General features: G+C 67.5%; 23 protein-coding genes. 13 read left to right on the forward strand and 10 right to left on the reverse strand.

The features are described 5' to 3' along the window. Positions 1-51: 51 nt before the first annotated feature. A complete protein-coding gene (locus DMC64_RS05125; protein ID WP_125732318.1) occupies positions 52-555 on the forward strand; it encodes a MarR family winged helix-turn-helix transcriptional regulator in 504 nt (167 codons plus the stop codon). A gap of 56 nt (positions 556-611) precedes the next feature. On the opposite strand, the gene DMC64_RS05130 is transcribed toward DMC64_RS05125, so the two are convergent. Beyond that, positions 612-1,499: a glycoside hydrolase family 19 protein gene (locus DMC64_RS05130; RefSeq protein ID WP_038519463.1), complete on the reverse strand. Its 888-nt coding sequence runs from the start codon at positions 1,497-1,499 to the stop codon at positions 612-614. Between the two features lie 399 nt (positions 1,500-1,898). Here DMC64_RS05130 and DMC64_RS05135 point away from each other — a divergent pair, with 399 nt between their 5' ends. Further along, positions 1,899-2,228, forward strand: coding sequence for a hypothetical protein (locus DMC64_RS05135; RefSeq protein ID WP_037332451.1), 330 nt, complete (start codon positions 1,899-1,901; stop codon positions 2,226-2,228). Between the two features lie 470 nt (positions 2,229-2,698). Here DMC64_RS05135 and DMC64_RS05145 read toward each other — a convergent pair whose 3' ends face one another. Then, entirely contained in the window at positions 2,699-3,445 is a 747-nt protein-coding gene (locus tag DMC64_RS05145) for a trypsin-like serine protease (RefSeq protein ID WP_037332450.1), read from the reverse strand. Positions 3,446-3,608: 163 nt separating this feature from the next. On the opposite strand from DMC64_RS05145, the gene trpS reads away from it, so the two are divergent. Beyond that, positions 3,609-4,628 carry a tryptophan--tRNA ligase gene (gene trpS / locus DMC64_RS05150; protein ID WP_125732320.1) on the forward strand — a complete coding sequence of 340 codons (1,020 nt, stop codon included), beginning with the start codon at positions 3,609-3,611 and terminating at the stop codon, positions 4,626-4,628. A 41-nt stretch (positions 4,629-4,669) separates the two neighbouring features. Next, positions 4,670-5,692, forward strand: a complete 1,023-nt coding sequence (locus tag DMC64_RS05155; RefSeq protein ID WP_037332446.1) for a YhjD/YihY/BrkB family envelope integrity protein — start codon at positions 4,670-4,672, stop codon at positions 5,690-5,692. 1 nt (position 5,693) lies between these two features. Here the strand turns inward: DMC64_RS05155 and DMC64_RS05160 are convergent, their stop codons facing one another. Further along, a complete protein-coding gene (locus DMC64_RS05160; protein ID WP_037332444.1) occupies positions 5,694-5,918 on the reverse strand; it encodes a hypothetical protein in 225 nt (74 codons plus the stop codon). A 130-nt stretch (positions 5,919-6,048) separates the two neighbouring features. Continuing rightward, the gene (locus DMC64_RS05165) at positions 6,049-7,287 is read right to left on the reverse strand and encodes a D-alanyl-D-alanine carboxypeptidase family protein (RefSeq protein ID WP_125732322.1); all 1,239 of its coding nucleotides are present in this window, start codon (positions 7,285-7,287) and stop codon (positions 6,049-6,051) included. A gap of 43 nt (positions 7,288-7,330) precedes the next feature. Between DMC64_RS05165 and DMC64_RS05170 the strand changes: the two genes are divergently transcribed. After that, positions 7,331-7,585, forward strand: coding sequence for an SCO4848 family membrane protein (locus tag DMC64_RS05170; RefSeq protein WP_125732324.1), 255 nt, complete (start codon positions 7,331-7,333; stop codon positions 7,583-7,585). Between the two features lie 78 nt (positions 7,586-7,663). Beyond that, on the forward strand, positions 7,664-9,076 hold the full coding sequence (locus DMC64_RS05175) for a S8 family serine peptidase (RefSeq protein ID WP_125732326.1): 1,413 nt from the start codon (positions 7,664-7,666) through the stop codon (positions 9,074-9,076). A gap of 52 nt (positions 9,077-9,128) precedes the next feature. On the opposite strand, the gene DMC64_RS05180 is transcribed toward DMC64_RS05175, so the two are convergent. Further along, entirely contained in the window at positions 9,129-10,046 is a 918-nt protein-coding gene (locus tag DMC64_RS05180; protein WP_125732328.1) for a hypothetical protein, read from the reverse strand. A 140-nt stretch (positions 10,047-10,186) separates the two neighbouring features. On the opposite strand from DMC64_RS05180, the gene DMC64_RS05185 reads away from it, so the two are divergent. After that, a complete protein-coding gene (locus DMC64_RS05185) occupies positions 10,187-11,401 on the forward strand; it encodes a M14 family zinc carboxypeptidase (protein ID WP_233629570.1) in 1,215 nt (404 codons plus the stop codon). A gap of 73 nt (positions 11,402-11,474) precedes the next feature. Here the strand turns inward: DMC64_RS05185 and DMC64_RS05190 are convergent, their stop codons facing one another. The 5 genes from DMC64_RS05190 to sdhC form a co-directional block, all read right to left on the reverse strand. Then, positions 11,475-12,440, reverse strand: coding sequence for a hypothetical protein (locus DMC64_RS05190; protein ID WP_125732330.1), 966 nt, complete (start codon positions 12,438-12,440; stop codon positions 11,475-11,477). Positions 12,441-12,610: 170 nt separating this feature from the next. Then, positions 12,611-13,381 (reverse strand): succinate dehydrogenase iron-sulfur subunit, encoded by a 771-nt coding sequence (locus DMC64_RS05195; RefSeq protein ID WP_016331256.1) that lies wholly within the window; start codon positions 13,379-13,381, stop codon positions 12,611-12,613. Next, the gene (gene sdhA, locus DMC64_RS05200; RefSeq protein ID WP_125732332.1) at positions 13,381-15,135 is read right to left on the reverse strand and encodes a succinate dehydrogenase flavoprotein subunit; all 1,755 of its coding nucleotides are present in this window, start codon (positions 15,133-15,135) and stop codon (positions 13,381-13,383) included. The genes DMC64_RS05195 and sdhA overlap by 1 nt, the downstream gene beginning before the upstream one ends. A 31-nt stretch (positions 15,136-15,166) precedes the next feature. Beyond that, the gene (locus DMC64_RS05205; RefSeq protein WP_007032045.1) at positions 15,167-15,586 is read right to left on the reverse strand and encodes a succinate dehydrogenase hydrophobic membrane anchor subunit; all 420 of its coding nucleotides are present in this window, start codon (positions 15,584-15,586) and stop codon (positions 15,167-15,169) included. Between the two features lie 2 nt (positions 15,587-15,588). Further along, positions 15,589-16,032, reverse strand: coding sequence for a succinate dehydrogenase, cytochrome b556 subunit (gene sdhC / locus DMC64_RS05210; RefSeq protein ID WP_073847418.1), 444 nt, complete (start codon positions 16,030-16,032; stop codon positions 15,589-15,591). Positions 16,033-16,578: 546 nt separating this feature from the next. On the opposite strand from sdhC, the gene DMC64_RS05215 reads away from it, so the two are divergent. The 6 genes from DMC64_RS05215 (at position 16,579) to DMC64_RS05240 (ending at position 23,413) form a co-directional block, all read left to right on the forward strand. Then, on the forward strand, positions 16,579-17,718 hold the full coding sequence (locus DMC64_RS05215; RefSeq protein WP_037332429.1) for a BMP family protein: 1,140 nt from the start codon (positions 16,579-16,581) through the stop codon (positions 17,716-17,718). A gap of 81 nt (positions 17,719-17,799) precedes the next feature. Beyond that, positions 17,800-19,380, forward strand: coding sequence for an ABC transporter ATP-binding protein (locus tag DMC64_RS05220; protein ID WP_073847419.1), 1,581 nt, complete (start codon positions 17,800-17,802; stop codon positions 19,378-19,380). Next, on the forward strand, positions 19,377-20,474 hold the full coding sequence (locus DMC64_RS05225) for an ABC transporter permease (RefSeq protein ID WP_038519432.1): 1,098 nt from the start codon (positions 19,377-19,379) through the stop codon (positions 20,472-20,474). The genes DMC64_RS05220 and DMC64_RS05225 overlap by 4 nt, the downstream gene beginning before the upstream one ends. Then, on the forward strand, positions 20,471-21,745 hold the full coding sequence (locus DMC64_RS05230; protein ID WP_037332425.1) for an ABC transporter permease: 1,275 nt from the start codon (positions 20,471-20,473) through the stop codon (positions 21,743-21,745). Before DMC64_RS05225 ends, DMC64_RS05230 begins: the two co-directional genes overlap by 4 nt. A 1-nt stretch (position 21,746) precedes the next feature. Continuing rightward, positions 21,747-22,136: a cytidine deaminase gene (locus DMC64_RS05235; protein WP_016331264.1), complete on the forward strand. Its 390-nt coding sequence runs from the start codon at positions 21,747-21,749 to the stop codon at positions 22,134-22,136. Then, complete coding sequence (locus tag DMC64_RS05240; RefSeq protein ID WP_125732334.1) at positions 22,133-23,413, forward strand: thymidine phosphorylase; 1,281 nt, start codon at positions 22,133-22,135, stop codon at positions 23,411-23,413. Before DMC64_RS05235 ends, DMC64_RS05240 begins: the two co-directional genes overlap by 4 nt. The last annotated feature ends 48 nt before the right edge of the window (positions 23,414-23,461 follow it).

Here is a 23,461-nt window from a genome sequence, read left to right on the forward strand (position 1 = left end):
CACTGCTGGTAGTTCGCTGTCAAACTATCTCCCGTCGAATAGACTGCGTTCGTGAGTGAACAAGGAAGCGCGGACGCGATCGACGCCGTCGTCGACGCCTGGCACCGCGAGCGGCCGGAGCTGGACTTGACCGCGATCGGGGTCGCCGGCCGGCTCGGCCGCGTCACGATGCTGACCACGCCGATGGTCGAGGCCGTCTTCGCGAAGCACGGCTTGAAGCAAGGGGAGTTCGACGTGCTCGCGGCGCTGAGGCGGTCCGGGAAGCCGTACACGCTGATCCCGTCCGAACTGTCCGCGACCCTGATGATGTCCAGGGCGGGGATGACCAGCCGGATCGACCGGCTCGAGTCGGCCGGGCTGGTCGAGCGGGCGCTCGATCCCGAAGACCGGCGCAGCTTCCGGGTCACGTTGACCGAGCGCGGCTTCGAGGTCGTCGACGCCGCGATGACCGAGCACACGGCGAACATCGCGAAGCTGCTCTCGCCGCTGGGTGAGGACCTCGGTGTCCTCGACGCTTCGCTGCGTCGGCTACTGGCGTCCCTCGACGAAAACTGAAGGGGCCCTTCGTCGCGTCACATGCGGCGAAGGGCCCCTTCAGTTCCCTGGACGGATCAGCAGTACAGGTTGCCACCGGGGTCGACGCCGAGGATGCCGGTGAACTGCTGGTACTTGCTCACGCGGCTCTGCACCTGGGCGGGGTTGCCGCCGTTGCACTCGATGCTCCCGTTGATGCTGCGGATCGTCTCGCCGAAGCCGCGGCTGTTGACCATCGCGTTGTGCGGGGTCATCGTGCCGGGACCGTTCTGGGTCATCCAGTACCAGATGCCGGTCTTCCAGGCGACCGCCGCGTCGTTCTGCACCAGCCACGGGTTGGTCAGCAGCGGCAGGCCCAGCGCGTCGCCGGCGGCCTTGTAGTTGAAGTTCCAGCTGAGCTGGATCGGGCCGCGGCCGTAGTACGCGGCGTTGCCGGCGGGGCAGCCGTAGGACTGGCTCGTGTCGCAGTAATGCGGGTAGTTCGCCTCGTTCTGCTCGACGATGTGGACCAGGCCGCCGGTCTCGTGGCTGACGTTCGCCAGGAAGGCCGCCGCTTCCTGCTTCTTCACGGTGTCGCTGCCCGTGCCCGCGAAGGCCGGGTACGCGCTGAGGGCGGTGACCAGGCCGTTGTAGGTGTAGAAGGGGTTCCGGCTCGGGAACATCTGGTTGAACTGCGCCTCGCTGACCACGAAGCCGGACGGGTTCGGCGGGTTGGTCGTCCCGCCGCCGCAGGCGCCCTGATCGGCCCAGACCTGCGCCGTACCTGGGGTTTCGTTCTGCGTCCACCACTTCGCGGACCAGTTGTGCCCGTTGTAGGAGGCGGTGTTGCCGCCCCAGTAGACCGAGCTCGCGTTCCACGGCGCCACGCAGTCCGCGGCGGAGGCGGACTGGGTCGGGACGACCACGGCGACCGTGGTGGCGGCGAAGGTGGCGGCGACCGCCGCGAGAATACGTCGAAGAGACATCGGTGGCTCCTTCGTACGAGGGGACCATGCAGGGAGATTGGTCTATACCTTTTAAGGGGTATGGCCAACAGGTATAGACCATTGCGCACAAGAAACCAACCGGGGAAAGTCGGATCGTGCCTGTTCGGCCGCGTGCGACAACCGAATGGCCTAACCCCTGTCCGGTTTTGTCAGAAACCGATTCCCCGCATGGCAACTCTGAGGCGAGGGGTGCTCGAAACATCCCCCCTGTGAGGGGCTAGTCTCGGGCCCCGAGTTGATCAGAACCCACAGGTCTTGACACGCTCGGTAGTTTTTTGACCAGCAACCTGGAAATGCTCACTCGTTCGGGTTAGCGTTCCGGTTCGGCAAAGTCACGTCACGGGAGGCACTCCGGTGCGGAACCCAGTTCATCTCCTGATGCGATCGTCCGTGCCCGCGGCCCGGGCCGCGGCGGTCATCGCGATCCCGGTCGCGTTGCTCGTCGCGGGCGCCGTTCCGGCGTCGGCCGCGGAGTCGGCGTCACGTTCGGAGATGGCGTTCGGCCTGCTGGGCCCGGTCGGCCTGATCGCCGTCGCGCTCGGCATCGTCGGCATGGCCTTCGGTGTGTTCCGTCAGCGCCGGAAGGCCCGCGCGGCCGCCGTCGCCCCCGCTCCCGTCGTCCCGCCGCAGCCCGCCGCCCCGCATGTGGCCGCGATGGCCGAGGCCGTGCTCGCGGACGACGCCCTTACTCGCCAGCAGCGCCCCTGACCTGCTTTTCCCCGTTTCGGATCGCGTTTAGCCCGCGAAACGCAGGTGGGTGCCCTGGGCCCGGCGGATCGCGGTTAGCCCGCGAAACGCAGGTCGGCGGATTTCTTGGGTAGGTACACCTAGTCCCGCCCGGATTGTTTCGCCGCGCGCTGATCGCCACGCTCGGGTCCATGACGGTGACGCGGCGTCGCAGCCGGCCCGGTGACCCCTTCCCCCGCGCCCTGGACCGGGCGATCACGGAAAGCGGCCTCGGGCTCGACCGGATCCGGCACCGGCTCGCCCAGCAGGGAGTCCGGATCAGTGTCGCGACCTTGAGCTACTGGCGGACAGGAAGAAGCCGCCCCGAGCGGTGCGACTCCCTGAAGGCGGTCGCGCTGCTGGAGCGGCTCTTCGAACTACCGCACGGTTCCTTGCTGAACCGGCTGGGCCCGCGTCGCCCCCGGGGACGGTGGGGCGACGCGGGGACCGGGTCAGACGCCGGAGTTGGTGCGGATCCAGCTGCGGAAGTAGGGGACGTCCACGTAGATCGACGGCCCGGTCGCGCAGGTGCTGCTGTTGTTCCCGGCGCGGCTGGTGGCGCCGACCAGCTGCCAGACACCGCTGACCTGCTTCACTTGCGGGCCGCCCGAGTCGCCGTAGCAGGCGCCCGAGTTGCCGTTGGGGTTGTTGGTGCAGATCTCGCTGGCGGCGTTGATGCCGCTGCACCGGGTGTCGGCGACGATCGAGGTGTTCAGCTCCTGGAGGTTGATCGGGGCGCCACAACCACCGCGGACGGGGCAGGTCTGGCCCCAGCCGATGATCCGCGTCGCGGTGCCAACGGCCCCGGACGAAGCGGCGATCGTGACCGGCGCCTGCGACACCGCCGTCGAGAGACGCAGCAGCGCCAGGTCGGCGCTCGGGTGGGCGATGCGCTGGGCGACGCGGGCGACGGAACCGCCGCTGGTGCGGTTCGTGGTGCCGACCCGCACCTGGTACGGCGTGCCACAGTGCGCCGCGGTGACCACCCAGGTCGAGCTGATCAGTGAGCCACCACACTGGTGGCTGCCGGAGCTCGACTGCTGGGACACCATGAACGAGTAGACCTGGGTCGCGTTGCCGCCGCCGACGATGTTCGGCTGGACGCCTCCGGTGGGCTCGGCCGCCGCCGCGACGCCGGAAAGCGAGAAGACGGCCGCAGCCGCCATGGCCAAGCCCATCAGCAGGGATCGTGCCTTCATCTGGGTTCTCCTTCGGTGTGGCCGGAAGATCCGGTGCCATGAACGCTAGGAATCGGACACCGCGCCCAGAACCGTCGGAAGTATGTGGCGTTTAACCGTTTAGCCCGTTCGGCCGGGCCGAGGCCGGATGACCCGCCGCGGCGTGGCCTGACAGAATCCGGGCGTGTCCGACGAACAGAAGCGCCCGCGCGTACTCTCCGGGATCCAGCCGACCGCCGACTCGTTCCACCTGGGCAACTACCTGGGTGCGCTGCGGCAGTGGGTGCGGCTGCAGGACACCCACGACACCTTCTACATGGTCGTCGACCTGCACGCGATCACCGTCGAGCAGGACCCGAAGGTGCTGCGCGAGCGCACGCGCCGGTCGGCCGCGCAGCTGCTCGCGCTCGGGGTCGACCCCGCCCGCAGCGCGCTGTTCGTCCAGAGCCAGGTGCCCGAGCACGCCCAGCTGAGCTGGGTGCTGGAGTGCCAGACCGGGTTCGGCGAGGCGAGCCGGATGACGCAGTTCAAGGACAAGGCCGCGAAGCAGGGCACGGATCGCGCCAGCGTCGGCCTGTTCACGTACCCGGTCCTGCAGGCCGCGGACATCCTGCTGTACCAGGCGAACGAGGTGCCCGTCGGCGAGGACCAGCGGCAGCACCTGGAGCTGACGCGCAACCTCGCGCAGCGGTTCAACAACCGCTACGGCAAGACGTTCACCGTGCCGGAGCCGCATATCGTCAAGGACACGGCGAAGATCTACGACCTGCAGGACCCGACCGCGAAGATGAGCAAGTCCTCGTCGACCGGCAACGGCCTCATCGAGCTGCTCGAAGACCCGAAGAAGTCGGCGAAGAAGGTGCGCTCGGCGGTCACCGACACCGGCCGCGAGATCGTCTTCGACGCCGAGAACAAGCCGGGCGTCTCGAACCTGCTGACGATCCTGTCCGCCCTGACCGACCAGCCGGTCGCCGAACTCGAGAACGCCTACGAGGGCAAGGGCTACGGCGACCTGAAGAAGGGCGTCGGCGAGGCGTTCGTCGAGTGGGTCACGCCGGTGCAGGAGCGCGTCCGGTCCTACCTGGACGACGTCGCCGAACTCGACAAGGCCTTGGCACTCGGTGCGGAACGGGCCAGGGAGGTCGCTTCGGTGACCTTGCGGAACGTCTACGAGAACATCGGGTTCCTTCCCCCGGCAGGCTGATTCGCGCTGCGCGGCCGCGGCCGTGTGGTTAGCGTTTCAAGGTGGCGAAAGACGACGGCGCGAAGCCGGAAGAGGACAAGCTGCTGCCGCGCCTGAGGCGCAAGTACGCCTGGCTCGATCACCTCATCCGGGCCAATGACGCCTTCACCGAGCGCTACGGCAACCACTACGCGGCCGCCATCACCTACTTCAGCGTGCTTTCGGTGATCCCGATCTTGATGGTCGCCTTCGCGATCGTCGGGATCGTGCTCAAGGGCGACACCGCGGTGACGAACCAGCTCGTCGACGGCATCACGAAGTCCGTACCGGACGGGCTACGGGGTCTCGTCGGCGAGATCATCGGCGCGGCGCTGAAATCCGGTGGGGGCATCGGGGTGTTCGGTCTGCTGCTCGCCCTCTACTCGGGCGTCGGCTGGATGTCGAACCTGCGCGACGCGCTGACCGCCCAATGGGGGCAGGAAAAGCAGAAGCTTCCGCTGGTTTCGACCACCATCAAGGACCTGCTGTCCCTCGTCGGGCTCGGTCTCGCGCTGGTGGTCTCGTTCGGCCTCACCGCGGCGGGCAGCGGGGTCGGACGGTTCCTGCTCGAACTGGTCGGCCTCGAGAACCAGGGCTGGGCCGTTTTCCTGTTGAAGGTCGCGACGATCCTGCTCGGTCTTCTCGCGAACACCCTGGTGTTCCTGTGGGTCATCGCGAGGCTGCCTCGTGAGCACGTCGCGTTGCGCAGCGCGGTCAAGGGCGCGATCTTCGCCGCCGTCGGGTTCATCGTGCTCCAGCAGGCCGCGACCGTCTACCTCGGCAGCGTCACGAAATCACCGGCGTTCACGCTGTTCGGCCCGGTGATCGGGCTGCTCGTGTTCGCGAACCTCGTGTCGCGGTTCCTGTTGTTCGTCACCGCGTGGACGGCGACGGCGAAGGAGAACCAGCAGACGGTCATCGAGCCGCCGGCCCCGGTGCTGATCCACCCGAGGGTGACCGTGCAGCAGGGGCCGGGGCTCGGTGCCGTCGGCGGGGCTTTCGCGACCGGTGCCCTGTTGGGCTGGTTCGGCCGCCGGAGGTCCTGACTTACCGGCCGGGCTCCTGTGTGACCGGAGCCGGCTGTGCCTGCGCGGCCTTCTTGGTGCGGACGATGCCCGCGACGAGCAGGACGACACCGAGTACGCCGACGACGATGCCGAGCACCGGCTGGTAGTCCTCGGCCCACATCAGCAGGATGAACTGACGGTCGGTGTAGGTCAGCGCGACCGAGCCGAAACCGAGCAGGATGAACAAGAACGCGAGTCTCTGCATGGAAAGAACACCTCGGAAACGAGTACTGGAAATCGGGGACACCCACGGCCGTCCCCCGAACGGCGCGCGGGTGGAGACCGAAGGTTAGCGGTCGCGGCCGTCGTTGTCCGCCGATTTCGTTTTCCGCGGTCTACTCGCCCGCCATGGCCTTTTTCCGCTGGTGACCGACGACGAACGACGCCACGATGATCAGGAACACGACCAGCGTGATGATCCAGCCCGTCACCCCGAACGGATCTTCGGCCGCGGCCGCGGCGCCGCTGTTCGACGCTCCGTCCCCGTTCGGCGTGGCGTTCGCCGGGTCCGCGTTCACGACTTCCGGTGACCGGTATTCGATGCGCCCCACCGATTCGGCCTTGGCCTCGCGCAGCGCGATGCCGTAGTCGAGGAGTTTCGCCGCCTGCTCGACGACCCGCGTCGGGCGCTGCTCGGCGCGCAGCATCACGACCCCGATCCGGTGACCGTTCTGGACCGCGCTGCCCGCGTAGGTGTGGCGCGCGTCGTCGGTGAAACCGGTCTTCCCGCCGGTGAACCCGGGGTAGGTGCCGAGGAGTTTGTTGTCGTTGTAGATCGTGATGAGCGGCTTTCCCGCGGTCGGCGGGATTTCGAAGCTCTTGGTCTTGACCACCTTGGCGAATTCGGGCTTCTTCATCGCGTAGTGGAAGATCAGGCTCATGTCGTAGGCCGACGTCGACATACCGGGGCCGTCGAGCCCGGACGGCGTCGCGGCCCGGGTGTCCGTGGCGCCGATGCGGGTGGCCAGCGCGTTCATCTTCGCGACGGTCGCGTCCACCCCGCCGAGCACGGTGGAGAGCGCGTGCGCCGCGTCGTTGCCCGAATGCATCAGCAGGCCGTGCAGCAGCTGGTCCACTGTGTACTGACCGCCCGCGGCGATGCCCATGCAGGTGCACTCCTGCTCGGCGTCCTCCTTGGTCGGCACGATGATCTTGCCCGGCGGGAGTTCGGTGACCACGACCAGCCCGAGCAGCACCTTGATCAGCGACGCCGGCCGCTGGCGCGCGTGCGGGTCCTTCGCCGCGATGATGTCGCCGTTGTCGAGATCCTGCAGCACCCACGACGCGGAGGTGTTCCCCTCGGGCGGGTTCAGCGCGCGCTTCGGGAGCACGAGCCCGCATTCGGCCATCCGGTCGCCGCCCACCGGGACCGGCGGGACCGGCAGCGGGGCCGGCGCAGCCTCACCGGGACGCGGCTTCTCGGAGGTGTCGATGGGCGGGGGAGGCGTCGTCTTGTTCGCGCACGGCTGCGCCTGGGCTGGTGGCTTCGGGGCGGCTGTGGCCACCGGCGTCACCGCGAGGGCGAGCACACCGGAAACGAGGACCAGGAGCGACCGGGAGATAGCGCTGTGCACCCGAGCAATGTAGCGTCGCCGGGCCCGCTGCATACTCAGGGGCATGCGCATTTCGCGAGGTACTTCGATGTTCCTGCTGGGTTTCGGCGTGTGGTCGTGGATCATCTGGATCACGTTCGCCAAGAACCTCTGGGACAGTGACCGCGCCTGGGCCGCGGACGGCTCGCCCACCGCCTACTTCATCGTGCACGCGGTGCTGACGGTGGTCTCGTTCGTGCTCGGCACCATCATCGGCGTCATCGGTCTGCGCACGCTTCGTGGCGCCAAGTCACGGGACGCGGAGAAGGCTGACGCCTGATCCGGTTTGTCGTCCTTTTGACGGTGGTGGCCCGCCTTCGGCTCGCTTACGTTCACTCCACCGAATCATGGAGGTGGAATGTCCCGGATCAGACGCCTGCTCGTCCCCGCGCTCGTCGCGGCGGCGGCGGGAAGCGTGTTCGCGGCCCCGTCGGCGAGCGCCGCGCCCGCGCCGCAGTGCGACACCGCGAGCGCGCCGTTCAACTACGTGGTGCTCTACAACCCGCGTACCCCGGAGCGCAAGGTCGACAGCGAGCTGCGCGCCAAGTGCGGCGAGAAGGTCGCGTACTACCCGGAGATCGGGGTCGCGGTGGCGACCTCGCGCAACGCCGACTTCCAGGCGAAGATCGGCGTCTTCCGCGCCTACTCGGGCGGCCGTGACGTCGCGTTCCCGCCGGCGGCCACCGCCCGCGCGACCCGCTCCGCCGTGGTCGACACCAAGGAGAACGAAGAGACCACCAGCGTCGCGGTCGAAGAGGACCTGTCGGCCCAGCAGTGGGACATGCGGGCGATCCAGGCTCCCGAGGCGAACAAGATCTCCGGTGGCAGCAGCTCGGTGACCGTCGGCGTGCTGGACTCGGGCATCGAGCCCACCCACCCCGCGCTGAAGGCGGCCCTCGACCCGAACGTGTCGGCAGGCTGCAACAGCGGCGCGCCCGACACCACGCCCGCCGCCTGGGCGCCCACGACGTCGGACCACGGCACGCACGTCGCCGGCACGATCGCGGGCAAGGACGCCTCGCGCGGCTTCACGGGTGTGGCGCCCGGCGTCAAGCTCGCGTCGGTGAAGGTCGTGAACGACGACGGCCTGATCCTCCCCGAGGCCGCGGTGTGCGGGTTCATGTGGGCGGCGAAGCACCGCTTCCCGGTCACGAACAACAGCTACTACATCGACCCGGGCATGTTCTACTGCGCGAAGGAGCCGGGCGACGCGGCCGCGTTCGAGGCCGTCCGCCGCGCGGTGACCTACTCGACCGGACGTGGCGTGCTGAACGTCGCCGCCGCCGGCAACAGCGGTTTCGACCCGGACAAGCAGACCACCGACCCGAACCGCCCGCACCCGGTCGACGAGAGCTGCGGCATCCTGCCCAAGGCCATCGACGGCGTCGTCAACGTCTCGGCCATCGGCTACGCGGGCACGAAGTCGTCGTACAGCAACTACGGCGACGACGTTTCGGTCACCGCCCCCGGTGGCGACCGCGCCCAGCTGCCGCCCGCCGGCCAGGGAGTGGGCTGCCCGCTGTCGACGATCTTCAACGGCGGCTACGGCGCCAAGTGCGGCACCTCGATGGCGTCCCCGCACGCCGCCGGTGTCGCCGCTCTGCTGGCTTCCCGCTACCGCCACGCTCCGCCGCGGCTGCTGACCTGGCTGCTGGAGCACCAGGCGGACGAGGTTCCCTGCGGGACCGCGGCGCCGGTCTGTGAAGGCCCGGCGAAGGACAACTCGTACTACGGGCACGGCCGCGTCAACGCCCTGGACGCGGTGAAGTAAAAGAATTTCCGCTTTTCGGAGGCCGGCCCGGGTGATTCGGGCCGGCCTCCGGTCACGCGGGCGGTCGTACGTCGGCGATGAACCCGAAGCGGTCGCCGCGCCGCGGTGATGTTCCCGAAAGCCGGAGTATCGTGTCCTGGCCATCACGTGAACGTTCCACTTGCGTCGTAGGCAGGGGTTTCACCTTCAATGCGGTGTCGTCTTTGAGATTTCGGAATTTCACGTGGAAATCGAACTCGGCGACCGTGGTGGTGAAGAAGGTGTCGAACGCCTCGGGGCGGATTCCCTTCATGAGTTCAGCAGAGTGTTTCGGCCAATGCCATTCAGCGGTGACCACGTCTCCTTCTTCCACCGCACGGCCGAGATGAACGTAGATCGTCAAGCTCGAATGGCCCCGTTCCGTCTCTGACCACCTAGAAGTCGTGGGCACCCGTACTCCGGATTCTGGTGTCGAAGCCGTGGCGTGGACGAAGTCGTACTTGACTTTCCGCTTGTCGCGATTCGTGAGCTTGTTTTGGCTGTAACAAGTCGTCGTCAAAGTGAGGTATCGAAGGTGGCGGTCCTTGGCCTCAGCCATCGTCACCTCGCGACGAATCCAGGCATCACCGTTTTCCTCGATCGACGTTTCCTGCTTCCAGCGACGAATGCCCACTGGGTCTGTCTTGGGCAAGTCCGGCAAGTAGGAGTGAAGGAGTTGCTCGGTCTGAGCCAAGCGATCTCGTAGCCTCCGGGGCGCGGAGAACGAAATGAGTGCGGCGATCAAGAACAGAAGAGCGGCCGCTGTCGCGAAGATCGTGCGCAACCAGGCGAGCCCGAGGACTTGGCCGAGCAACCCGATGGTGCCCAACATGGCGACGGCTCCGGCGACCACCCGGAGGTAGCCGTGGCGGTATACGAGGTCTTCGAGGTCCGACAGCAGTGGCAGGAGCCGACGGGACAAGGTCTTGCGCAGTTCGGTCGTCGTTTCCATGGGATCCCCTCGGATCGACCAGCCGATGACCTATCAGGCTAGCTCGATCACGCGTTCGCCGGGGCTCGGCACTTTTGCCGGATTCGCGACCGGTGCGTTCTCGCTACGTTGTGAACACCTTCGACAGTGGGGAGTTCACGATGTCGGTGTTCGGTCGGTTGGTTCCCGTGGTGGTGGGGCTGGCGATGCTCCCGCTGGTCAGCACGCCCGCGGCGGCGGCTCCGGTGGCGCCCTGCAGCGAGGAGCCGCGGGAGCTGCCCATCGACGAGTTCACCGACTACCGCGAAATGGTGCGGGAACTCGGCAGGCTCGAGCGCGTGAGCAAGGGGCGCGTGGCGGTCAAGGAGGCCGGGCGGTCCAACCGCGGCCGGGTGATCCATCAGGCGACCGTCGGCACCGGGCCGAAGGTCTTCGTGGTCTCCAGCGAGATCCACGGAAACGAGAAGACCGGCACCGACGCCCTGCTCCGGATCCTGGACTACCTCGGCACCTCGGAGTCGCGGGACGCCGAGCGGCTGCGGAAGACCATCACCTTCGTCGCGGTGCCGAAACTGAACCCGGACGGCGCCGAACTCGACCGGCGCGGCAACGACCTGTCGTGGGCCGAGGTGCAGCGCAAATTCCCCCAGCTGAAGGACCGGCCGCCCGCCTGGAACTACCTCAGCGACGTCCTGCAGGGCGACGACTACCGGAAGCGGCCCGGGTTCGACGTCAACCGCGACTTCAATCCGGACCTGAACTACGTCCCGCGCGCGGAGGACTTCCCGGGCGCGCCGGATCGGCCGGGCTGGTTCATCACGCCCGAGGCGCGTGCTCTGCGGTCTGTGTACATGGAGCTGACCGCCCGGCGCGGGAAGGTGCCCGACGTCTACGTCGATCTGCACCACCAAGGCGCGTGCGTCCGCCAGGAAGGCAGCAACCGGCTCCTCGACGTCGGCATCGACTACCCGCCGCTGCCGGACAAGTTCTTCGAGCCCGGCCAGAAATACGCGAAGTACCGCGACGTGTACACAAAGGACGAATCGCGGCAGCTGGCGATCAGCGGCTTCAACGGGATGACGTCGCGTGGGTTCGTCGGGGCGCGGTACCCGCATGGCGCGGATCGTGATCTGCCCGGGCAGGCGCGGTGCTCGTTCGCGTTGAACGGGACGGGGACGGTGCTGTTCGAGGTGCGCGGGCAGACGCAGACGCTCGGGCAGCAGCACCGGGAGCACTTCACGCGCGCGGTGATGGCGGGGCTGTACAACATGCTGCGGGATGTGAGCACGGGCGCTGTGGACCGCATCGACCCGGAGGCTTTCGACCTGCTGCCCGGCACTGCCGACTCAGGTGCCGCTGCCCGCATCCTGGAGTAGCTCGTCAGTCCGAGGAAGTACATGATGGCCCCCTTCCTGTACCTAGGCGCAAGGAAGGGGGCCATCATGTACTTCAGGCGGCCGTTGAGAGATGGATATCGGGTCGAGGCCTGGCCGAGGCTACGTCGTGCGCGGCCGTGAGGTCGGCGAGGACGCCATCGGGGTCGTCTCGCAGGCGGAAGGGCAGAGTCTGCACCACGACCAGGCCCGCCGCCGCATACCGTGTGTTGCGCTCGACGGTTCGCGCATAGTCCGACTTGCGGAAATGAAACTCGAAAGAGTCGATTTCCCAAACGAGACCGACGTCGTCCCACAACGCATCGGGGCGTCCGATGTAGCGTCCTCGCCGGTCGTGGATCGCCGCGTTCCAGTGGCTCGGTGGGACCGGCATGCGTTGGCTCAGAATCCTGGCGCGCGATTCCGCCATGGACCGAAGGTCTACCCAGTTCGTCAGCAGACGTCTAGGTACAGCGCTACCACGAAGAGAGCCGCTATCGAGTTCGCGAAGCAGAGCCTTCGGGTGGCATCCGCCTTTCTGGACCGCTTCGATCAAGATCGCCTCGACCTGCTCCACGTCCCCCAACCGCCGCGCCGTATCCGTCGTCGCCCGGATCAGCGGCGCCAAGGGAAAGCCGTGTCGGATGATCGGCGTCGGCAAGTGGATCGTCCGTTCCATCGTCACGAAGCCGGTGCTACGGATCTTCCGGTCGTGCGGGATCAGCAGATGCAGCCCCATGTCCGGTGGCATCGCGGTCGGACGCAGTCCGTGCAGTCGGCAGGCTTCGATTCCGGTGAGAACCGCGTCCGCCCCGCCGTGCAGTAGCCCCGCGGTAACGAGCTGCTCGCTCGTGGGTTCGTTGTTGTGCAACAGGATTATGCCCGGCAGTAGGCGTTGCCATGGACCACCGGGCAGGCATCGGGTGTAGATCGTCCGGCTGCTCATTTCGAGGCACTCCAGGTCGGAAGCCCGGATCACGCCGTCGCGACTTCGTTCTCGCAGCAGTTCGGGATGCTGGGCCCATCTCCCCCGTTTGGTCATGTGATCAGCGTGACGGCAGGAACGCCGGCGCCGCCAGAGCCGATTCGCCGGCCTGTGGATAAGTGTCCCGTTGTGGATAACTCAGCTACAAGTACATGAAGGCCCCATTCCTTGCGCCTAGCGCAAGGAATGGGGCCTTCATGTACTTGGTCCAGAAGCCGCCAGAAGCGTTAGACGCGCTTGAAGAGCAAAGCGCGCTTAACCTCCTGAATCGCCTTCGTCACCTGGATACCGCGCGGGCAGGCGTCGGTGCAGTTGAACGTCGTCCGGCAGCGCCAGACACCCTCGGAGTCGTTCAGGATGTCGAGACGCTCTTCGGCGCCTTCGTCACGCGAGTCGAAGATGAACCGGTGCGCGTTCACGATCGCGGCCGGGCCGAAGTACGAACCGTCGTTCCAGTACACCGGGCACGAGGACGTGCAGCAGGCGCACAGGATGCACTTGGTCGTGTCGTCGAACCGGTCGCGGTCGGCCTGCGACTGGATCCGCTCGCGCGTGGGCTCGTTCCCGTAGGCGATCAGGTACGGCTTCACAGCCTTGTACGCCTCGAAGAACGGGTCCATGTCGACGTAAAGGTCCTTGAGCGTCGTCAGGCCCTTGATCGGCGCGATGGTGATCGTCGTCTTCTTGCCGTTGGTCTCGAGCAGGTCCTTCATCAGGACCTTGCACGCCAGCCGGTTGATGCCGTTGATCTGCATCGCGTCGGAACCACAGACGCCGTGCGCGCACGAGCGCCGGAACGAGAACGTCCCGTCGATGTAGTCCTTCACGTAGAAGAGCAGGTTCAGCAGCCGGTCGGTGCGCTGCGCCGGGACGTCGTAGGACTCCCAGTGCGGCTCGTTGTCGATCTCGGGGTTGAACCGGAGGATCTTCAGCGTGACGGTGATCGGCGTGTGGTCGGAGGACACGGCCTCCGACTTCTCGGGGGTTGCCGTGGTCATCAGTACTTCCGCTCCATCGGTTCGTAGCGGGTGAAGGTCACCGGCTTGTAGTCCAGGCGGACGTCGGCGGTGAGACCTTCGCCCTCCTTGTAGGCCATGGTGTGCCGCATGAAGTTCGTGTCGTCGCGGTTCGGGTAGTCCTCGCGCGCGTGCCCGCCGCGGGATTCCTTGCGCGCCAGGGCGCCGACGACGAGGACCTCGGCGAGTTCGAGCAGGAAGCCCAGCTCGACGGCCTCGAGGACGTCGGTGTTGTACCGCTTCCCCTTGTCCGACACGGTGATCCGGCTGTACCGCTCCTTCAGCGCCTGCACGTCGGTCAGCGCCTGCTTCAGCGTGTCCTCGGTGCGGTACACCGAAGCGTGCGAGTCCATCGTGCGCTGCAGCTCGGTGCGGATGTCGGCGACGCGCTCGTCACCGTGCTCCGAGAGCAGCAGCGCGAGCTGGTCCTCGACGACCTTGGTCGGGTTCTCCGGCAGCTCGATGTGGTCGTGCGCCAGCGCGTACTCGGCGGCCGCGATGCCGGCGCGACGGCCGAACACGTTGATGTCGAGCAGCGAGTTCGTGCCGAGCCGGTTCGAGCCGTGCACGGACACGCACGCCACCTCGCCCGCGGCGTACAGGCCGGGGATGACGTTTTCGTTGTCCCGCAACGCTTCGCCGTGGACGTTGGTCGGGATGCCGCCCATCACGTAGTGGCAGGTCGGGAACACCGGCACCGGTTCGGTGACCGGGTCGACACCCAGGTACGTCCGCGAGAACTCCATGATGTCCGGGAGTTTCGCGTTCAGCGTCTCTTCCGGGATGTGCGTGACGTCGAGGACGACGTAGTCCTTGTTCGGCCCGCAACCGCGGCCCTGCAGCACTTCCTGCACCATCGACCGGGCGACGATGTCGCGCGGCGCGAGGTCCTTGATGGTGGGGGCGTAGCGCTCCATGAACCGCTCGCCGTCGGCGTTGCGGAGGATGCCGCCCTCGCCGCGCACGGCCTCGGAGATGAGGATGCCGAGCCCGGCCAGACCTGTCGGGTGGAACTGGAAGAACTCCATGTCCTCCAGCGGCAGGCCCTTGCGGAAGATGATGCCGAGGCCGTCACCGGTGAGGGTGTGCGCGTTCGACGTCGTCTTGAAGATCTTGCCCGCGCCACCGGTGGCGAACACGATCGACTTCGCCTGGAAGACGTGCAGCTCGCCGGTCGCCAGCTCGTAGGCGACGACGCCGGAAGCGGCCGGGTTGCCGTTCTCGTCCGGGGTCAGCACCAGGTCGAGCACGTAGAACTCGTTGAAGAACTCGGTGCCGTGCTTGACGCAGTTCTGATACAGCGTCTGCAGGATCATGTGCCCGGTGCGGTCCGCGGCGTAGCAGGCGCGGCGCACCGCGGCCTTGCCGTGGTCACGGGTGTGCCCGCCGAAGCGGCGCTGGTCGATCTTGCCTTCGGGCGTCCGGTTGAACGGCAGGCCCATCTTCTCGAGGTCGAGGACCGCGTCGATGGCTTCCTTCGCCATGATCTCGGCGGCGTCCTGGTCGACCAGGTAGTCGCCGCCCTTGATCGTGTCGAAGGTGTGCCACTCCCAGTTGTCCTCTTCGACGTTCGCGAGCGCGGCGCACATGCCGCCCTGCGCGGCGCCGGTGTGCGAACGCGTCGGGTAGAGCTTGGTGAGGACCGCGGTGCGGGCACGCTGGCCGGATTCGATGGCCGCGCGCATGCCGGCGCCACCGGCGCCGACGATCACCACGTCGTACTTGTGGAACTGCATGAGGACTCCGCTTTGAACGTGTGGTGGGGCGTCAGTTGGCCGAGATGCCGGGATCGAAGGTGAAGATCACCATCGTGCCGACGGCGAGGATCAGCACCATCGAGACGTAGAGCACGATCTTCAGCCAGAACCGGGTGCTGTCCTTGCGGGCGTAGTCGTCGATGATCGTCCGCAGGCCGTTGCCGCCGTGGATCTCGGCGAGCCACAGCATCGACAGGTCCCAGAACTGCCAGAACGGCGAGGCCCAGCGGCCGGCGACGAAACCCCAGTTGATGCGGTGCACGCCGCCGTCGAGGATGTTCATGATGAACAGGTGGCCGAGCACCAGCACGATCAGGGCGAGGCCCGAGATGCGCATGAACAGCCAGCTGTAGAGCTCGAAGTTGCTGCGGCGGGCGGCGGGGCGCTTCGGCGAGCGCGGCTTGTCGAGGGTGAGGACTTCGGATGCCATGGTCAGTTACCCCCGAAGAGCGTCTCGACGGTGCGCTTCATCATGAAGAACGCGCCCGGAATCATCACCACGACCCAGATGGCCAGGATGGTCCAGAGCATCGGCTTCTGGAACTTCGGTCCCTTCTCCCAGAAGTCGACCAGCATGACCCGGATGCCGTTGAGCGCGTGGAACAGCACCGCGCCGACCAGGCCGACCTCGAGGAGGTTGACCAGCGGGGTCTTGTAGGTCTCGATGACCTCGTTGTACGTGTCGGGCGACACGCGCACGAGCGCGGTGTCGAGCACGTGCACGAAGAGGAAGAAGAATGTCAGCACGCCGGTGATGCGGTGCAGCACCCAGGACCACATACCGGGGTCTCCCCGGTAGAACGTCCCTTGCCGGCGTGAGGCACCCGCCCGATCGCTCGCGGCCGCCTCGGTGGCGGTGCTAGCCGTGGTGGACATCGGTGAACGGCCTCCAACGTCATGGCTTGGGCCCGCTGACCGCTGGTTTCCGCGCCTGCCGCCGGGACGTCCACCTGGGGACGGCTCCGGCGACGGTGCCGAGATCATGGTCATCGAGCGTGGATGAAAAGGATGCTAGACCCGCACCTCACGGTGGGCTCACCTCCGGGTTCCTCTGTGTGATGGACCAGACATTGGGACCGTCGCACGATCGGGTGACGAGGGCCGGCAACTCCCCGGTTCGTCCACTGTGGACGCGCGAGCGGACCCGCCGGAGGGGCCTGAACGGTGCGTGACGATCTTCGGCGCGTCACGCGCCTCGGGGGCCCGGCACTGCCTGCGATTACTCCATTCCGATCACCGTGAGTACTCCATTCGTCGCGCTTACGACTCATGAGTAAACGTTTGTGTTACGTAGCGTGCCTTTCCTATGGCGGCAAAGCGGCCGTTAGGTACCGTTCCTCGGTCGAACCCGGCAGTGTCGCCGGGTCGCTTTCTTCGGACCATCCGCTGGATCAGCGGGGAGGGAGACACACGTTGCGTCGCATGCGTGGAACCGCGCTGGCCGCCGCCGCCATGGCCGGTGCACTGGTACTGGCCGGGTGCGCGAAGGATTCGGGTGCGGGGAACAACAACAACGCGAGCACTGGGGACCAGTCCGCCAGCTGCGTGACGGCGCCGAAGCCGCCTGCCGCGGCGGCCGCCTCGACCAGCTCCAGCCAGGCCGGTGAGAAGGTCGACGGCAGCAAGCTCAAGGTCGCGCTGGCCTTCGACGTCGGCGGCCGTGGCGACGCGTCGTTCAACGACTCCGCCGCCGCCGGTACCGACAAGGCGAAGAGCGAACTCGGCGTCACCTCGGTGACCGAGAGCACCGCCGCCGCGACCGAGGACGAGGCCGCGAAGTCGCAGCGTCTCGACCAGCTCGCTTCGCAGGGCTTCAGCCCGGTCATCGCGGTCGGCTTCGCCTACGCCAAGGCCGTCGGCGCCATCGCGCCGAAGTACCCGAACACCCAGTTCGCGATCGTCGACGACGACTCCGTCAAGGCGCCGAACGTCACCCCGCTGGTGTTCGCCGAGGAGCAGGGCTCGTTCCTGGCCGGTGTCGCCGCCGCCTACAAGTCGAAGAAGTGCCACGTCGGCTTCGTCGGTGGCGTGAACACGCCGCTGATCCAGAAGTTCGAGGCCGGCTTCCTCCAGGGTGTGAAGGCCGCGTCGAGCAAGGCCAAGATCGAGGACGAGTACCTCACCCCGGCCGGTGACTTCTCCGGGTTCCAGGACCCGGCGAAGGGCAACGTGAAGGCCGCCGCCCAGATCGCCAAGGGCGCGGACGTCGTCTACCACGCCGCCGGTGCCTCCGGTAAGGGCGTTTTCGAGGCGGCCAAGTCCAACAACGCCATGGCCATCGGCGTCGACTCCGACCAGTACAACCAGAAGACGGTCGAGGCGTCGAAGGACGTCATCATCACCTCGATGCTCAAGCGCGTCGACGTGGCGGTGTTCGACTACCTGCGCGCGCTGGCGAAGGGCGACCTGACGTCGCTGCCGAAGCGGTTCGACCTCAAGGTCGACGGCATCGGCTACGCCACCTCCGGCGGCAAGGTCGACGACATCAAGGACGTCCTCGACGGCTACAAGGCGCAGATCGTCTCCGGGGCGATCACCGTCTCGGACAAGCCGCAGAAGTAAGGTTCGTCTGGCAGCGGGGCTCGGGAGGGTAACCCCTTCCGAGCCCCCACCTGTTTACCCCCAGAACTGGATGGCTTTTTCATGAGCGCTCCCCAGGCCGAGGTCACCGACGCCCCCGACCGGGGTGAACCGGCCGTGCAGCTGACCGGGATCACGAAGCGTTTCCCCGGTGTCGTGGCCAACTCCGACGTCAACCTCACCGTCACCAAGGGCGAGGTGCACGCAGTCTGCGGCGAGAACGGCGCGGGCAAATCGACCCTGATGAAGATCCTCTACGGCATGCAGCAGCCGGACGAGGGCGACATCGCGATCAACGGTCAGCCGGTGAAACTGCGCAACCCGCAGGACGCCATCAAGACCGGGATCGGGATGGTCCACCAGCACTTCATGCTGGCCGACAACCTGACCGTCGGGGAAAACGTCTTCCTCGGCGCGGAGAACCTGCACGGCATCGGCCGCGCGGCGAGGGCGAAGCTGGCGGAACTCGCCGGACGCGTCGGCCTGCGCGCCCGCCCGGACGCGCTGCTGGAAGAGCTCGGCGTCGCCGACCGCCAGCGCGTGGAGATCGTCAAGGTGCTCTACCGCGGCGCGCGGATCATCATCCTCGACGAGCCCACCGCGGTGCTCGTGCCGCAGGAGGTCGACGCGCTGTTCGAGACCGTCCGCGCCATGCAGAAGGACGGCTTCACCTTCATCTTCATCTCGCACAAACTCGACGAGGTGCGCGCGATCGCCGACACGGTCACCGTGATCCGCCGCGGCACCACCGTCGGCACGGCGGATCCGAAGACGATCACCTCACGGCAGCTGGCGGAAATGATGGTCGGCACGGAGCTGCCCAGCCCGGAGACCCGCGAGTCCACCGTCACCGATCGGGACGTCCTGCGCCTGGACGACGTGTGCCTGAGCGTCGAGGGTTCCGAGCGGAACGTGCTCGACCACATCTCCTTCACCGTGCACGCGGGTGAGGTGCTCGGGATCGCCGGCGTCGAGGGCAACGGCCAGACCGAACTCGTCGAGACGATCATGGGCATGCGCAAGGGCGGCGGCCGGATCGAACTGACCGAGGCCGACGGCAAGGTCGTCGAACTGCACAAACTGGGGACGCTCGCCCGCCGCGAGGCGGGTATCGGCTACATCGCCGAAGACCGCACACGGCACAGCCTCCTGCTCACGCAACCCTTGTGGGTCAACCGGATCCTCGGTTACCAGACGCGCAAGCCGGTCGCGAAAGGACAGTTGCTCGACATCGACGGCGCGCGGGAGGACACCCGCCGCATCGTCGAGGAGTACGACGTCCGCACACCGGGTATCGACGTCCCCGCCGCCGCGCTTTCGGGTGGTAACCAGCAGAAGCTGATCGTCGGGCGCGAACTTTCCGGCAACCCGGTCCTGCTGATCGCGTCGCATCCGACGCGCGGTGTCGACGTCGGCGCGCAGGCGCTGATCTGGGAACAGATCCGCCAGGCGCGTGCCGCCGGGCTGGCCGTCCTGCTGGTTTCGGCCGACCTCGACGAGCTGATCGGGCTTTCCGACACCATTCAGGTCATGCTTCGCGGACGGCTGGTCGGCGAGGCCGACCCCGCGACCGTGACCCCGCAGCAACTGGGCTCCGCGATGACGGGTGCTTCCGAAGACTCCGAAGAGGACGGTGCGGCGTGAGTTCCTGGCGTACGAGGCTGCTGCCGCCTCTGCTCGCGATCGTTTTCGCGGTCATCCTGACGGCCATCGCGCTGATCATCTCGGGGGCGGATCCGCTCCAGGCCTACGGCACGATGATCGGCCAGCTCTTCAAGGGCTCGACGGCCGTCGACACGGTGAACCTCGCGACGGTCTATTACCTGTCCGGGCTCGCGGTGGCCATCGGCTTCCAGATGAACCTCTTCAACATCGGTGTCGAGGGCCAGTACCGGTTCGCCGCCATCGTCACCGCCATCATCGGCGGGGCGTTGCAGCTGCCGCCGGTGATCCACGTGATCGCTATCCTGATCGTCGCGGTGGCCAGCGGCATGCTCTACGCGGCGATTCCCGCCGTGCTGAAGGTGACCCGCGGGGTTTCCGAGGTCATCTCGACGATCATGCTGAACGCGATCGTCGGCGGCATCGTGGCGTTCCTGGTCAACGCGGACCAGTTCGGCGTGCAGACCGGCAACAACATCGCCACCCGCGAGATCGCCGAGACCGGCCGGATCCCCGGTATCCCGATCGGGTCCGGCGAGCTGTTCGGCTTCGTGATCATCGCGGCGCTGATCGGCGCGGCCTACTGGTTCATGCTCAACCGGACCCGGTTCGGCTTCGAACTCAAGGCCTCCGGCGAATCGACGACGGCCGCCGCGGCGGGTGGCGTCAACGCCAAGAAGATGACGTTGATCGCGATGCTGCTTTCCGGTGGTGTCGCCGGCCTGGTCGCGATGCCGGAACTGCTCGGCCGCGACTTCAGCTACGGCATCACCTCGACCCAGATGTACGGCTTCACCGGCATCGCGGTCGCCCTGCTCGGGCGTAATCACCCGGCCGGGATCGCGCTCGGCGCCCTGCTGTGGGCGTTCCTCGACCGGTCGGCCGTTTCGCTGGAGCAGATCAACGTGTCCAAAGAGATCGCCACGATCATGCAGGGCGTGATCGTGCTGTCGGTCGTCATCGCGTACGAGATCGTGCGCCGCGCCGACCTGGCCGCTGAACAACGCCGCGTGGGTCGCGCGCTGGCGGGCAACGGCCGCAAGGGTTCCAGCGTGTCCGAGGGAGGTGCGGTGTGACCACCGCGGACGTTCTGTCGCCCAACACGGGCGGCACCACCATGCCGGTGAAGCCGCCGAAGCGGCGTATCCCGGGCTGGCTCAAGGGCGCCATCTGGGGTCTGCTGGCGGTCGGCGTACTCGCGATCGCGTCGTACGCCACCGGCGTCAACACGCTGACCTCGACCAACACCGCGCACACCGCGTTGCGGCTGGCGCTGCCGATCCTGCTGTGTGCGCTCGGCGGGCTCTGGGCCGAACGCGCGGGCGTGATCAACATCGGCCTCGAAGGCATGATGATCCTCGGCACCTGGGGCGCCGCGTGGGGCGCGTACCACGGCGGGGTCTGGGCGGGGCTGATCTCGGCGGTCGTGTTCGGCGCGCTCGGCGGGCTGCTGCACGCCGTCGCGACGGTGACCTTCAACGTCAACCACATCGTCTCCGGTGTGGCGATCAACCTCCTGGGTCTCGGTGTCGCGAAGTACCTGGCGAACCTGGTGTTCACCCCGCTTTCGGGTAACCCGCGCCAGTCGCCGCCGGTGCCGAAGTTCGACACGTACTCGGCGACGTTCCTCTCGGACTGGTTGTCGGATCTGGAAAAGATGCAGCGGGTCTTCATCTCCGACCTCGCCGGCATCCTCAACGGCCTGATCACCGAGGTCGCGCCGCTGACGATGATCGCGATCGCGCTGGTGCCGATCAGCTACTTCGTGCTGTGGCGCACGCGGTTCGGGTTGCGGCTGCGGTCGTGCGGTGAGAACCCGGTGGCGGCGGAATCCCTCGGCGTGAACGTCTACCTGCACAAGTACGTCGCCATGATCATCTCCGGTGGGCTCGCCGGCATGGGTGGCGCGTCGCTGGTGCTGCTCGCGGGTGGCGCGGACTACCTGGAGAACCAGACCAACAACCGCGGTTACATCGGCCTCGCGGCGATGATCTTCGGCAACTGGCGGCCGGGCGGTCTGCTCGGCGGTGCGGCGCTGTTCGGCTACGCGGACGGTCTCCAGCTCGCCGGTGGCGGCACCGCGGTGCTCGCGCTGCTGTACGGGGCGGTGATCCTGCTGGCCGTGATCGTGGCGGTGCAGTTGTTCCGCCGTCAGTGGATCGCCGCCGCGCTCGGTGTCGTCGGCGCCGCCGCGTTGTACGCGATCTACTGGACCAATGACGACCTGCCGAGCGACCTCATCCCGTACACGGCGCACTTCGTGACGCTGATCGTGCTGGCGGTGGCTTCGCAGCGGCTGCGGCCGCCGAAGGCCGACGGCGCGCTGTACCGACGAGGTGAGGACTGACATGGCTGAGTACGACTGGGAAGCCTTGCGGGCTCAGGCCATCGAGGCGGCGAAGTCGGCGTACGCGCCGTACTCCGGCCTGCACGTCGGTGTCGCGGCCGTGGTGGACGACGGCCGGATCGTCGTCGGCTGCAACGTCGAGAACGCTTCGTACGGCTTGGGAATGTGCGCGGAATGCACGATGGCGGGGCAGCTGCGGCTGACCGGCGGCGGCAAACTCGTCGCCGTCGCGTGCCGCAGCGGTGAAGGCGCGCTGCTGATGCCGTGCGGGCGCTGCCGTCAGATCCTGTTCGAACACGGCGGTTCCGACTGCCTGGTGGACACCCCGAGCGGCATCCTGCCGATGTCGGCGGTGCTGCCGGACGCGTTCGGACCGGACGACCTGCCGTGAGCGCTTTCGCCGCCGTCGACGTCATCCGCGCGAAGCGGGACGGCGGACGGCTGTCCGACGAGCAGATCGACTGGACGATCGACGCGTACACGCGCGGCGACATCGCCGAGGAACAGATGGCCGCCCTCGCGATGGCCATCTTCCTGCGGGGGATGGACTCCGGCGAGATCGCGCGCTGGACCGGCGCGATGATCTCGTCGGGGGAGCGGCTGGACCTGAAGGTCAGCCGTCCGACGATCGACAAGCATTCGACCGGCGGGGTCGGTGACAAGATCACGCTCCCGCTGGCGCCGCTCGTCGCGGCGTGCGGCGCGGCCGTGCCGCAGCTGTCCGGGCGCGGGCTCGGGCACACCGGCGGGACGCTGGACAAACTGGAGTCGATTCCGGGCTGGCGTGCCTCTTTGTCGACATCGGAGATCATCCGGCAGCTCGACGAGGTCGGTGCGGTGGTCTGCGCGGCCACTTCCGGTCTGGCGCCCGCGGACAAGAAGCTGTACGCGCTGCGCGACGTGACGTCGACGGTGGAGTCGATCCCGCTGATCGCGAGCTCGATCATGAGCAAGAAGATCGCCGAGGGCTCGGCCGGGCTGGTGCTCGACGTGAAGACCGGTTCGGGCGCGTTCATGAAGACGCTTCCGCAGGCCCGCGAACTCGCGCGGACGCTGGTGGAGATCGGGACCGCGCACGGCGTCGCGACGACGGCGCTGATCACGGACATGAACGTGCCGCTGGGGCACGCCGTCGGCAACGCGATCGAGGTCGCGGAGTCGGTCGAGGTGCTGCGTGGCGGCGGTCCTTCCGACGTCGTCGAGCTGACCGTGGCGTTGGCGCGGGAGATGCTGGCGCTGGCCGGGCTGTCCGATGTGGACCCGGCGGCGGTGTTGGCTTCGGGCCGGGCTTACGAGACGTGGTGCCGGATGATCGCCGCTCAGGGCGGGGATCCGGAGGCTGCTTTGCCGCGGCCTGAGCATGTTCACGTCGTCTCGGCGCCTGCTGATGGTGTCCTGACGTCTTTGGACGCGTACTCGGTCGGGGTCGCCGCTTGGCGGCTGGGGGCCGGGCGGGCGCGCAAGGAGGATCCGGTGCAGGCCGCGGCCGGCGTCCTGTGCCTGGCGAAGCCGGGAGACACCGTGTCGGCCGGGCAGCCGCTGCTGGAGCTGCACACCGATACGCCTGAGGCTGTTCCTTCGGCTCTCGCTGCGCTCGAAGACGCCTACGCCGTCTCCTCGGAGGCTCCGGCCTCCGCTCCGCTCGTCCTGGAAACCGTGCGCCCCTGACCTGCGTTTCGCGGGCTAAACGCGATCCGGTGGTCGCCCTGCCCTGCT

This window comes from Amycolatopsis sp. WAC 04197, assembly GCF_003947475.1.
Classification (GTDB): Bacteria; Actinomycetota; Actinomycetes; order Mycobacteriales; family Pseudonocardiaceae; genus Amycolatopsis; species Amycolatopsis japonica.

Excerpts from the sequence above, each read along its gene's own strand:
- DMC64_RS05145 (WP_037332450.1), bottom strand. The coding sequence starts at position 3,445 with ATGAAGGCACGATCCCTGCTGATGGGCTTGGCCATGGCGGCTGCGGCC.
- DMC64_RS05130 (WP_038519463.1), bottom strand. The coding sequence starts at position 1,499 with ATGTCTCTTCGACGTATTCTCGCGGCGGTCGCCGCCACCTTCGCCGCC.
- DMC64_RS05220 (WP_073847419.1), top strand. The coding sequence starts at position 17,800 with ATGAGCGCTCCCCAGGCCGAGGTCACCGACGCCCCCGACCGGGGTGAA.
- DMC64_RS05205 (WP_007032045.1), bottom strand. The coding sequence starts at position 15,586 with ATGGCATCCGAAGTCCTCACCCTCGACAAGCCGCGCTCGCCGAAGCGC.
- DMC64_RS05135 (WP_037332451.1), top strand. The coding sequence starts at position 1,899 with ATGCGATCGTCCGTGCCCGCGGCCCGGGCCGCGGCGGTCATCGCGATC.
- sdhA (WP_125732332.1), bottom strand. The coding sequence starts at position 15,135 with ATGCAGTTCCACAAGTACGACGTGGTGATCGTCGGCGCCGGTGGCGCC.
- sdhC (WP_073847418.1), bottom strand. The coding sequence starts at position 16,032 with ATGTCCACCACGGCTAGCACCGCCACCGAGGCGGCCGCGAGCGATCGG.
- DMC64_RS05180 (WP_125732328.1), bottom strand. The coding sequence starts at position 10,046 with ATGGAAACGACGACCGAACTGCGCAAGACCTTGTCCCGTCGGCTCCTG.
- DMC64_RS05235 (WP_016331264.1), top strand. The coding sequence starts at position 21,747 with ATGGCTGAGTACGACTGGGAAGCCTTGCGGGCTCAGGCCATCGAGGCG.
- DMC64_RS05160 (WP_037332444.1), bottom strand. The coding sequence starts at position 5,918 with ATGCAGAGACTCGCGTTCTTGTTCATCCTGCTCGGTTTCGGCTCGGTC.
- DMC64_RS05190 (WP_125732330.1), bottom strand. The coding sequence starts at position 12,440 with ATGACCAAACGGGGGAGATGGGCCCAGCATCCCGAACTGCTGCGAGAA.
- DMC64_RS05175 (WP_125732326.1), top strand. The coding sequence starts at position 7,664 with ATGTCCCGGATCAGACGCCTGCTCGTCCCCGCGCTCGTCGCGGCGGCG.
- DMC64_RS05170 (WP_125732324.1), top strand. The coding sequence starts at position 7,331 with ATGCGCATTTCGCGAGGTACTTCGATGTTCCTGCTGGGTTTCGGCGTG.
- DMC64_RS05195 (WP_016331256.1), bottom strand. The coding sequence starts at position 13,381 with ATGACCACGGCAACCCCCGAGAAGTCGGAGGCCGTGTCCTCCGACCAC.
- DMC64_RS05185 (WP_233629570.1), top strand. The coding sequence starts at position 10,187 with ATGTCGGTGTTCGGTCGGTTGGTTCCCGTGGTGGTGGGGCTGGCGATG.
- DMC64_RS05215 (WP_037332429.1), top strand. The coding sequence starts at position 16,579 with ATGCGTGGAACCGCGCTGGCCGCCGCCGCCATGGCCGGTGCACTGGTA.